This window comes from Glycomyces sp. L485 (assembly GCF_022548875.1).
GTDB lineage: Bacteria > Actinomycetota > Actinomycetes > Mycobacteriales > Micromonosporaceae > Glycomyces.
Map to the genome: position 1 here is coordinate 129,840 of NZ_JAKZEW010000005.1, position 11,066 is coordinate 140,905.

At 71.1% G+C, this 11,066-nt stretch carries 8 protein-coding genes and 1 pseudogene; 7 read left to right on the forward strand and 2 right to left on the reverse strand.

The annotated features are described in order from the left end of the window. Positions 1-32 precede the first annotated feature (32 nt). On the reverse strand, positions 33-2,465 hold the full coding sequence (locus L0U85_RS05260) for a S8 family serine peptidase (RefSeq protein WP_241376704.1): 2,433 nt from the start codon (positions 2,463-2,465) through the stop codon (positions 33-35). A 196-nt stretch (positions 2,466-2,661) separates the two neighbouring features. After that, positions 2,662-3,423 carry a Sir2 family NAD-dependent protein deacetylase gene (locus L0U85_RS05265; protein WP_241376705.1) on the reverse strand — a complete coding sequence of 254 codons (762 nt, stop codon included), beginning with the start codon at positions 3,421-3,423 and terminating at the stop codon, positions 2,662-2,664. An 89-nt stretch (positions 3,424-3,512) separates the two neighbouring features. On the opposite strand from L0U85_RS05265, the gene L0U85_RS05270 reads away from it, so the two are divergent. The 7 genes and pseudogenes from L0U85_RS05270 to L0U85_RS05300 form a co-directional block, all read left to right on the forward strand. Then, positions 3,513-4,127, forward strand: a complete 615-nt coding sequence (locus L0U85_RS05270) for a LysE family transporter (RefSeq protein ID WP_241376706.1) — start codon at positions 3,513-3,515, stop codon at positions 4,125-4,127. 33 nt (positions 4,128-4,160) lie between these two features. Further along, positions 4,161-5,057, forward strand: coding sequence for a polyprenyl diphosphate synthase (gene uppS, locus L0U85_RS05275; protein WP_241376707.1), 897 nt, complete (start codon positions 4,161-4,163; stop codon positions 5,055-5,057). Beyond that, positions 5,030-6,268: an FAD-dependent oxidoreductase gene (locus L0U85_RS05280; RefSeq protein WP_241376708.1), complete on the forward strand. Its 1,239-nt coding sequence runs from the start codon at positions 5,030-5,032 to the stop codon at positions 6,266-6,268. The genes uppS and L0U85_RS05280 overlap by 28 nt, the downstream gene beginning before the upstream one ends. A 64-nt stretch (positions 6,269-6,332) precedes the next feature. Beyond that, positions 6,333-7,967, forward strand: coding sequence for a LuxR family transcriptional regulator (locus L0U85_RS05285; RefSeq protein WP_241376709.1), 1,635 nt, complete (start codon positions 6,333-6,335; stop codon positions 7,965-7,967). Positions 7,968-8,088: 121 nt separating this feature from the next. Beyond that, positions 8,089-8,988 carry an alpha/beta hydrolase gene (locus L0U85_RS05290; protein ID WP_241376710.1) on the forward strand — a complete coding sequence of 300 codons (900 nt, stop codon included), beginning with the start codon at positions 8,089-8,091 and terminating at the stop codon, positions 8,986-8,988. Next, positions 8,985-10,409: an FAD-binding oxidoreductase gene (locus tag L0U85_RS05295; protein WP_241376711.1), complete on the forward strand. Its 1,425-nt coding sequence runs from the start codon at positions 8,985-8,987 to the stop codon at positions 10,407-10,409. The genes L0U85_RS05290 and L0U85_RS05295 overlap by 4 nt, the downstream gene beginning before the upstream one ends. A 205-nt stretch (positions 10,410-10,614) precedes the next feature. After that, positions 10,615-11,066: pseudogene (locus L0U85_RS05300) on the forward strand (hypothetical protein); the annotation flags it as partial.

Genomic DNA, 11,066 nt, shown 5'->3' on the forward strand with positions numbered 1-11,066 from the left:
GGAGCGGCGGGGTCTCGCCGCCATCCGAATCGCTAACGCAGGCCGGACCCGGCGTCGGCGACGGCGCCGGCCACCGCAACGGCGAAGTCCTGGCGCGGACCGGCTCCCTCGATCGCCCCCGGCGACTGGTGCGGCACGGAGACGCCGTGGACCCGCACCTCGTACTCGCCGCCCTCCACGGGAGCGTCGATGACTACCTGCTGGACGTTGTTGACCGGCTCGGGGAACGCGCTCACGTCCCCGTCGACGACCTCGCCGTCCGGGGTGCGCACTCTGAGGTAGAGCCGGTTCTCCAGGCCGTCGGCGCCGACCTGGGAGGGCGCGTCGGTCCAGACGAGCGTCGCCTTCAGGGGTGTTCCGGTGCCGGCCGCCCGCACCCGGTACGTTCGCGTCTGGCCGGTTGACACGCCGTCTTCCGGCTCGTCGGTGAACAGCAGGCGCCGCAGCGGCTCCGGCGCGACCGATCGGCGCACATCGACGCGCCCGAAACCGCTGACATTGTTGGTGCCCTCGGGGACCTCTCCCGGGAACTGCCCGCGCATCGGCACCGCGCCGTTGACTAGGACCGCCTTGAGCAGCGCCGAAGACGGGCCCCGGCCGGCTTCGGGACAGTCCCGGTCGAGTAGGAACTGGCGCACCAGCGCCGCCGCCCCGGCGACGAGCGGCGTGGCCATGCTCGTCCCGCCGCTCCAGCAGTAGTGGAGCCGCAGCGCGTGCCCCTCGGTGAGCCTGCCCCACAGCGGCTCCCGGTCTGCGGGGAACACCGACGACAGCATCGACAGGACGTTCGTGCCCGGCGCGACCACGTCCGGCTTGACCCGTTGGTCGTCGGTGGGCCCGCGGGAGGAGAACGCGGCCATCCCGTGCGGGTCGTCCGAGACGTGCCCCGCAGGCCCGAGCTTCGGGTACCGGTCGATGTCCTTCCAGTCCCTGTTGGCGCCCGGCACCGGATCGGAGGTGCTCGGGCGGTCGTTCTCGCTCGCGCCCACGGTGAGGCAGTTCTTCGCCGTCCCGGGCGCACCGATCGAGTCGGGGTCGATCATGCCGTCGGCGTCAGCGTCGACGCCGCTGTTGCCCGCGGCGAAGAGGATGAGCATGTCCGGGTGCGCCCACATGAACTCGTCGACCGCGCGGGCGTTCTGGTTGTAGACGCCGTCGACCGGCGCGCCCCACGAGTTGGTGTGGACCCGCGCCCCGGCCTCATAAGCCTGTGCGAACAGCGCGGTGATGTCGTGCGGGATGCCGTAGAGGCTGTTCGCCGGCGGCGGCCACGGCTCCTGGAAGGGCCGCAGACCCACCTCTTCGAGCTCCTCAATGGATTTCCAGCGTACGGTCTGGCCGATCGACTGGAAATACACCTGGGCCTCGGGCGCGACGCCCGCGGGCACCGGCCTCGCTTCCACCGCGGCGCTCGCGGAGGCCACGGCGGCGGCTCCGTCGCCGAGGACCGACCCGGTCACGTGGGTCCCATGCCCCGACTCCACATCGGCGGGGCCGTCGTCGTGCTCTGGCGGGTCGTTCGCATACGGCGCCAGGATCGCCCGCACCGGCCAACTGGCGATGCCTGCGACGCGGCCGCGCACGTCGGGGTGGATCGTGTCGGGGTCGCCGGTGTCGAGCCCGGAGTCGGCGACGCCGACGATCTGCCCGGCGCCCTTGAGCACCGTGTCGCCGAAGGCGTAGCCCTCCGGAACGCCGATGATGGCGCGGGCCTTGTCGTTCTCCATCTGGGAGTAAGCGAACGGCAGGATGGCCTGGATGCCTTGAAGGTCGGCCAGCTCCACGATGGCCGACCGCGGCACGCTCGCAACGAGCGAGCCCGGCAGCCTGGTCATGACGAGGCCGCCCTCTTCCACGATACGCCCGGCGACCTCGTCGGTGCTCTCGCCGGGGAACACCGAGACCTCCACCAGCTGCGTGCGGCCGTCTCCGAAGTCCTCGGCGTCCTCGGTGGCCAGGTGATCGGCGTCGAGCTCGCGCCCGGCGCTGCGGCGCAGCCTCGGCGAGACCTTCATCGTCGGCCGGAACGGGGTGACCTCCTCGACCCAGGGCCGCGAGCGGATCGCCTCCACCAGCTCGGGCAGGACGCCGACGAGCAGTGTGAATCCCTGGAGGTTGCCGTGGACCGTGGCCCCGGACTCCTCCAGCTCCGAGAGCCATCCGGCAGCCGGAGGGCCGACGAGCTTGACCAGGTAGTAAGCGGTTCGCCCCGCGCGCGGCTCGACGACCACGGACTCCTGGGCGTGGATGGCGTCGGCGAAGGCGAAGGAGGCGCCGCTGACCCGGACAGGCGACTCGGGTAGGGGAGTGGCCTCGACGCCTCGCTCGTCGAGCAGCCGGACCTGGTCGTCGGTGCAGCGGACGAGCATCGAGTCCGGATACTCGGCGAGGATCTCGACACCGCTGCTGCGGACCGCCTCGGCCTCCTCGCGATAGCGCAGCGTGACCAGCAGCTTGGTCGCCATAGAATCCCCTCCCGCTCCCCATGCGGCGTGAGCCCCATGATCTGAGGCTACCGTCGGTCGTCCTCTGTGGCTATGCCAATCTTCGGTCCTGACCAGCTGTGTCGTCCAGTATCGTCAGATCCGGTCTTCCTCCGTATGCGCGGCATTCCGTCGTTCTCCGGCGAAGACACGGCCTGCAACCTCTGTCCGCAATGGCCTAGGCCGTGAGCAGGCGGGGGAGGACCTCGCCGATCGGCTCGCGCACCACCGCGTGCGCCACCGCATCGTACGGCGTTGGCTCGGCGTTCACGATGACCAGCTTCGCGCCCGCTTCGAGTGCGACGTCGCACAGCCCGGCCGCCGGGTAGACGCTCAGTGAGGTGCCGACCGCCACGAACACGTCGCATTCGACGCTCGCCTCGGCCGCCTCGCGCAGCACCTCGGGTCGCAGCGCCTGGCCGAAGGAGATCGTCGCCGACTTCAGTATCCCGCCGCAGTCCATACAGGACGGATCCTCCTCGCCCGCCTCGATGCGCGGCAGAATCTCGTCCATCGGCGACCGGCGTTCGCACGCCAGGCACTCCACCCAGCGGGCAGTGCCGTGCACCTCGATGACCCGCTCCGGATGGGAGCCCGCCGCCTGGTGCAGCCCGTCTACATTCTGGGTCACGATCGCGCGCAGCCGTCCGTCCCGTTCGAGGTCCACCAGGGCCCGGTGCGCCTCGTTCGGCTCGGCCGACCAGACCGGGCTGGTCAGCCTCGCCTGCCACGCCCGGCGCCGCACCTCGGCGTCGGCCACGTAGTTGTCGATGGTGAACATGAGCTGCGCGGCCGGATTCTTCGTCCACACGCCCTGCGGGCCGCGGAAGTCGGGAATGCCGGAGTCGGTGGAGACGCCGGCCCCGGTCAGCACGGTGACGGCGGCGGACTCGGCGATCCAACGCGCGGCCTCCGCCTCGGGAGTGGTGGGCGCGGTCACCTCACGAAGGTACCGCGGAACCGGCCCGTCATCAGACCGCGCCCGGCCGCGGGACCGCGCGCCAACGGGCCGCACTACGCTCGGCGGCGATGACCGCAGCGTTCCTCACCGGCCTCGCCCTCGGGCTGGCTCTCATCGTCCCGATCGGGGCGCAGAACGTATTCGTGTTCGGCCAGGGTGTCAATCTCGGTATGCCTCGGGCCCTGTGGGCCGTAGCCGGGGCGGGTGCCTGCGACACGCTGCTCATCGTGCTCGGCGCGGCAGGCACTTCGGCGCTGCTGCACTCGATCCCCGGTCTGCGTCCGGCGATGCTCGCCGCCGGAGCGGCCTTTCTCGTCTACCTCGGCATCCGCTCGCTCCGCGCCGAGCCGGCCGATCTCGACGACGAATCCGGAAGCTGGTCCCGCGCGCAGGTGCTCCGCCGCACCGCCGCGGTGTCGCTGCTGAACCCCCACGCCATCCTCGACACGGTCGGCGTGCTCGGCGCCGCGATCGCCGCGCAGGCCGTCGCCACCCGCGCTATCTTCGCGGCGGGCGTCGTGAGCGCCTCCTGGGTCTGGTTCCTGCTCCTGGCCGGAGCGGCGGCGACCATGCGCCGCTTCCTGACCAAGGAGCGCCGCGTCTGGTTCGACCGCGCCTCCGGGATGATCCTCCTGGTCTTCGCCGCCTGGCTCGCGTACGAGTTCCTCGTCGCGATCTTTTGAACCCCATATGGAAACGGCGATTATGCTTTCGGGGTGACTTCAACTTGGATGTACAAGTTGTACGAGGCGTGGCTCCGGCGCGGACTCGACCGCGACCGGCTTCCCGAGCACATCGCGTTGGTCATGGACGGCAACCGCCGCTGGGCCCGTGATGCGGGCTTCGACAACCCGAGCATCGGGCACCGCTACGGCGCCGAGCACCTCGACGTGGTCCTCGGCTGGTGCGCGCGGCTCGGTATCCGGCACGCCTCGGTATACGTCGCCTCGTCCGACAACCTCCGCAAGCGAGGCGGCGCGGAGGTCGACTTCCTGATGGGCCTCGTCGAACGGGTCATCGCCGAGCGCCTGATGCGGCCCGACAACCGTTGGCGGCTTCACCTGGCCGGGAACCTCGAACACCTTCCCGAGGCCACCGCCGAGGCACTCCGGGGCGCACATGAGGCCACAAGGGGCCGTTCGCTCGACCACCATCTGACCGTCGCGATCGGCTACGACGGGCAAGAGGAGATCGTCGACGCCGTCCGCTCACTCATCCACAGCGAGATCGCGGAAGGCAGCGACATCACCGACACCGCCGAGCGAGTCGGACCCGGCGAGATCGCCGCGCACCTGCACACCGCAGGGCTCCCCGAGCCGGACCTGGTGATCCGCACCAGCGGCGAGCACCGGATGTCGAGCTTCCTGCCCTGGCAGACCACCCGGTCGGAGCTGTTCTTCACCGATGTCTTCTGGCCCGGCTTCCGCCACATCGACTTCCTGCGGGGCACTTCGCGCCTACTCGCTGCGCAAGCGCCAGACCGCCTGACACCGCCCGAAGGATTCGCGTTGCGGGTGGCCTGCGGCGGCGGTTGCGCAAGAATGGACGTTGACCGTCGCGAAGACCCACCGATGCGGGAGAACTCATGGCCGAGGCACCGTTCGTCATCGTAGGAGGCGGCCTGGCCGCCGCGCACGCCGCCAAGACGCTGCGCGAAGAGGGCTACGAGCGCGACCTGGTCGTGGTCACCGCCGAACCGCACCGGCCCTACGAGCGACCGCCTTTGTCCAAGGACTACCTGCGCGGCGAGGCCGAGCGGACGGCGCTGTTCCCGGTAGAGGACGGCTGGTACGCCGACAACTCGGTCGACGTGCGCGTCGGAATCGGCGCCGTGGGGCTCGACCCCGCCGCGCACCGGCTGGCACTCGCCGACGGCGCCATCCTCGACTACTCCAAGCTCCTGCTGGCCACCGGCTCCGAGCCCCGCCCCCTGTCCCTGCCCGGCAGTGACCTGCAAGGCGTGTTGACACTGCGGACCGTCGACGGCGCCGACCTGCTCGCCGCCACACTGCGGGCCTCGGCGCGCGACGGCTCGGGCCGAATAGCCGTCGTCGGCGACGGCTGGATCGGCATGGAGGTCGCCGCCTCCGCCCGCGACCTGGGCGCCGAGGTCACCGTTCTCGGGGGCGGAGAGCAGCCGCTCCGCGTCCTCGGGCCACGGATGGGCGAACTGTTCGCGCAACTGCACGTCGAACACGGCGTCGAACTGCGCCGCGGCGCCGAAGCCACGGAGTTCATCGGCTCCCAGGGGCAGGTCACGGCCGTCAAGACCGCCGACGGCGCCACCGTCGAGGCCGACGCCGTGCTCGTCGCGGTCGGCGCTGTGCCCAACACGGGACTCGCCGCCGCCGGCGGTCTCACGCTCCGGGCCCCGGAGCTGGGCGGCGGAGTCGCCGTCGACGTCGCCCTGCGCACGAGCGACCCCGACGTGTTCGCCGCCGGCGACATCGCGAGCATCCCGTCTCCGCACTACGGACGGCCGCTCCGTGTCGAGCACTGGGAGACGGCGCTCCACACCGGACCCCACGCGGCGAAGGCGATGCTCGGCTCGGACGAGCCCTACGACCGGCTGCCGTACTTCTTCACAGACCAGTACGACCTCGGCATGGAGTACCTGGGATTCGTGGCCGAGCCTGACAGCGCCGACGCCCTCGTGGTGAGTGGCTCGCTCGACGACCGCGAGTTCGTCGCCTTCTGGACCGACGAGGGCCGCGTCGTCGCCGGAATGGCCGTCAACACCTGGGACCGCATGCCCGAGGTCGAGGAGCTCATACGCTCCCGCCGCGACGTGCCCCGCGGGGAACTCGAAGCCTTCCGCGGCTGACCGCGGCCGATCCGCCGCGGCGCCGAGGTCCACGTGTACCGACCACGTCCCGATAGGAGCACCGATGGCCGACATCGATCCGATCACGCGGGGCCGCCGGGCCTATGAGCAGTTGGCGTGGCGGGACGCGTACACGGACCTGTCCGATGCCGACCGGCAGTCCCCGCTCAACGCCGTCGACCTCGAAAGACTGGCGAGGGCCGCCTATCTCATCGGCCGTTTCGACGCGGCCGACAGCGCCTGGGAGCGAGCGCATCACGACTACTTGGGCCGCGGCGAGACGGCGGCCGCGGCGCGGTGCGCGTTCTGGCTCGGGCTGACCCTCCACCAGCGCGGTGAGAACGCCCGTGGCGGCGGATGGCTCGGGCGGTCGCGGCGCCTGCTCGACGAGGCGTCCCTGGACTGCGTGGAACGGGGCTACCTGCGCATCCCAGAGGCGCTCCAGACGCTCGACCGCGACGCCGAGGCCGCGCGCCGCGCCTTCGTCGAGATCGCCGCTCTCGCAGACCGGTTCGACGACGCCGACCTCAGAGCGCTCGGAAGGCTGGGGCAGGGCCAGGCGCTGGTGGCGCAGGGACTGGCGTCGCAAGGCGTGGCGATGTTCGACGAGGCGATGGTCGCGATCACGACCGACGAGGTGTCCGCGATCGCGGCCGGCATCGTCTACTGCGCCACGGTCCTGGCCTGCCGCGAGATCTTCGACCTGCACCGCGCGCAGGAGTGGACGGCGGCGCTGGGCCGCTGGTGCGCCACCCAGCAGGACCTGAAGCCCTACCGCGGCCAGTGCCTGGTGCACCGTTCCGAGATCATGCAGCTGCGCGGCGAATGGGTCGACGCGATGGACGAGGTGCTCCAGGCGTGCGAGCACCTCTCTGATCCTCCCGGTGATCCTGTCCTGGGCATGGCGTTGTACCAGCAGGCCGAGCTGCTACGGCTGCGCGGCGAGTTCGCACGAGCCGAACGGTGCTACCGCGAGGCGGGCGTCCGGGGCCACCACCTGCAACCGGGTCTGGCGCTGCTGCGCCTCGCGCAAGGGCGGCTCGACGACGCTCGCGCCGCCATCGAGCGGGCGATCACCGAGGCCGACGGAGCGGTCGAGCGGTCCAAGTCGCTGGCCGCGTACGTCGAGATCGAACTCGCCGTCGGCCGCGTCGAGGACGCGAGCGCTGCGGTGGAGGAGTTCGACGCGATCGCCGCGCGCTTCGACTCGCCGTATCTGCGCGCCGTCGTCGGCTACGCGCGCGGGTCCGTGCTGCTCGCGGGCGGCGACGCCGGAGCGGCCTGTGCCGCTCTGCGCGGCGCTTGGGTGGCCTGGCACGAACTCGAGGCTCCCTACGAGGCGGCCAGGGTCCGGCTGCGGATGGCGGAGGCGTGCGAGCGGCTGGGGGACCACGACTCGGCCGAGATGGAACTCGACGCCGCCCGACGGGTCCTCGAGCAGCTGGGCGCGGCTCCGGCCCTGGAGCAGGCGCGGGTGCTCGCGGGCCGCTCCGCGCTTCGGAGCAGTGGAGGCCTGACGCCCCGGGAGCTCGAGGTGCTTCGGCTGGTGGCGACCGGCGCGACGAACCGGGAGATCGCCGAGACGCTCGTGATCAGCGACAAGACCGTCGCCCGGCACCTGAGCAACATGTTCACCAAGCTGGGGCTCTCCTCGCGGGCCGCGGCCACCGCGTACGCCTATGAACACGAGCTCGTCTGACGCCCGGCTGCACCGGATCACCCATGCGGCCCCGCCTCCGCGAAATGGTTGATCCGGCCGATGCGCCCGCACCCGCCCGCGGCCGATCCTGAACTCATGACCACGAGCCGAGGAGGCCGTCATGAACAAGCAGGAGAAAGCCGCCCGCCCGGATCGGTCCGCGCGCGAACGAATCCTCGCCGCGATGCCGCTCACCGAGAGCCGACCGCACCTGGCGGGGGTGCCCACCGCCGTACTCGAAGGAGGTGAAGGCCCGCCAGTCGTGCTCCTGCACGGCCACGGCGAGTTCGCCGCCGTCTGGACCAACGTCATACCCGGCCTGGTCGCAGACCACCGTGTCATCGTCCCCGACCTGCCCGGACACGGCGCCTCGGGGATCGGCGAGGGCCGACTCGACGCCGCGACCGTCCTTGCGTGGCTCAACGCCCTCATCGACCGCACCTGCGAGTCGAAACCGGTGCTGGCAGGCCACCTCCTCGGCGGGTCCATCGCCGCCAGGTACGCGGCCGACCACGGCGACCGGCTCGCCCACCTGGTCCTGGTCGACACGATGGGCCTGGGCTGGTTCCGCCCGGCGCCCAGTTTCGCGATCCCCATGGTTCGCTTCATCGCCCACCCGACCTCGCACAGCCGTGACCGCCTGTTCAACCGCTGCTTCCTCGACATCGACCGAGTCGGCGAGCGGACAGGCGACCACTGGGGCCCGTTGCAGGAGTACGCCGTGGAATGCGCCCGCAGCTCGACCACGCAGACGGCGCTTCGCCGCATGATGCCGCGCCTGGGTGTGCCTCCGATCCCGAAGGACGACCTGCGGCGGATCACTGTGCCGACCATATTGGTCCACGGCCGGCACGACCTCCAGGTGAGCCTGAAGACGGCCGAGGCGGCCGGAGCCGAGTACGGCTGGCCGCTGCACGTCATCGAGGACTGCCGCGACGACCCCGCCGCCGAGCAGCCCGAAGCCCTACTGGAGGCGATGCGCGGCGCCCTCGGGCGTTCCGACCGCAAGGAGGCGGCATGAACGCGCGGACCTTCGAGGTCGCCGGTCTCGACGGCGGCCGGGTCGGCCTTACCTCCGACAGGCTCGAACGCTTCGGCTCCATGCTCGAAGGCAGCCTGCTCACGGCGGGAGACGACGGCTGGGACGAGGCCGTCGGTGTCTGGAACGCCATGGTCGCCAAGACCCCGGCGCTGGTCGCCCGGCCGGCCTCGGCCCGCGACGTCGCCGCGGCAGTGCGTTTCGCGGCCGACCACGGCCTGCTGCTGAGCGTCAAGGGAGGAGGACACAACATCGCCGGCACGGCCATCGCCGAGGACGGGCTGACCCTCGACATGTCGCTCATGCGCGAGGTCGCCGTCGACCCGGTGGCCCGGCTCGCCCGCGTCGGCGCGGGCTGCCTGCTGGGCGATGTGGACCGGGCGACTCAGGCGCACGGCCTCGCCTCCGTACTCGGGTTCGTCTCGGACACCGGCGTCGCGGGACTGACCCTCGGCGGCGGCTTCGGCTACCTGACGCGTCGGTTCGGCTGGGCCGCGGACAACCTGGAGGAGGTCGAGATCGTCACGGCGGACGGGAAGATCCTGACCGCCGACCGGGAGGAGAACGCGGACCTGTTCTGGGCGATCAGAGGAGGCGGCGGCAACTTCGGCGTCGTCACCCGCTTCACGTTCCGGCTGCACGAGGTCGGCCCGCTCGTGACCGGCGGCCTGACCGCTTGGAGCGCCGACCGGGCCGACGAGGTGCTCGCGACCTACATGGAGCTGACCGCGTCCGCGCCTCGAACGCTGACGGCGGCGGCGATGATCCGACTGGCACCGCCCGCGCCGTTCGTCCCGCAGGAGTGGCACTTCAAGCCTGTCGTGGGGATCCTCGTATGCCACTGCGGGCCGAACGCCGAGGCGGATCTCGAGCCGCTCCGCGATCTCGGAGAGCCGCTGTTCGACGTGATCGGAGAGCAGCCGTACTCCGCCCAGCAGTCGATGCTCGACCACTTGGAACCCAAGGGGATGCACCAGTACTGGAAGTCGGAGTTCCTCCCCGGCCTGTCCGGCGCGTACCTCGATACGTTCCGCGACGCCGCCGAGGGTGTCCTGTCGCCCTTGTCGTTCTCGATCGTCTTCCACCTCGGGGGCGCGCTGAACGAGGAGCGTGACGGCGGTGCGGTCGGCAACCGGGACGCGGAGTTCATCAGCGGGTTCACCGGGACCTGGCGCCCGTCTGAGGACGGCGGCGGGATCGTGGCGAAGGTCCGCGAGGGCTGGGAGCGGATCAGGCCCTTCTCGACCGGCGGCAATTACGTCAACTTCCAGCTCGCCGAAGACGACAGCGCGAGAACGGCGGACGCCTACGGCGACGGCTACGAGCGCCTCCGGCGAGTCAAGTCCGAGTACGACCCGGAGAACCTGTTCACCGTCAACCGCAACATCCGTCCGTTCCGGTGATGGCGCCGCCGACGGTCGGGGCGAATGCGGATCTCTCACCGACCGTTACCTCAAGGTGGCAGCAGCGCAAGCAGAACCGCAGGTGGAGCGACAGGTGGGGATCACGTTGGACACCTCGGTGTGGTCTGTAAGGTCTGCGATCAAGACCTTGACCACGTCGGCGACACATCGGGTCGCCGGTGGCGAACTTTAGGACGAAGCCGGCATGAGTACACCTTCGCAATCTCCTCCTCCCAAGAACCGCAAGTTCCGCCTGCCGAACTGGCGGCGCGTCGCACTAGTCGCCGCCGCGGTGGTGAGCCTGACGGCGGGTACCGCATTCGCCGCCTCAATAGGACTGCCGGCGCCCGATCAGGACGCCGACACCGCCGGCCCGACCGAGCCGAGCCCGCCGCCGCAGGAACCGGAATCCAGCTCGCCGGCGCCGGAAGCGGTGGCGGCCGCCACCGCTTCCCCGAGCGCGGACGAGCCCTCCCCGTCTTCGTCCGACGACACTTGCGATCGACCCGCGGGCGACTCGCCGAAGGTGGCCGTCACTGAGGTCGAACTCGGAGCGGGTGTGATCGGCTACGGGCAGGAAGGGGACACCGACCGGCTGCCGATGGCGATCGCGGCCCGGCCCTCCGGCGGCTCCTGGCTGACGTGGATGGGCACGGA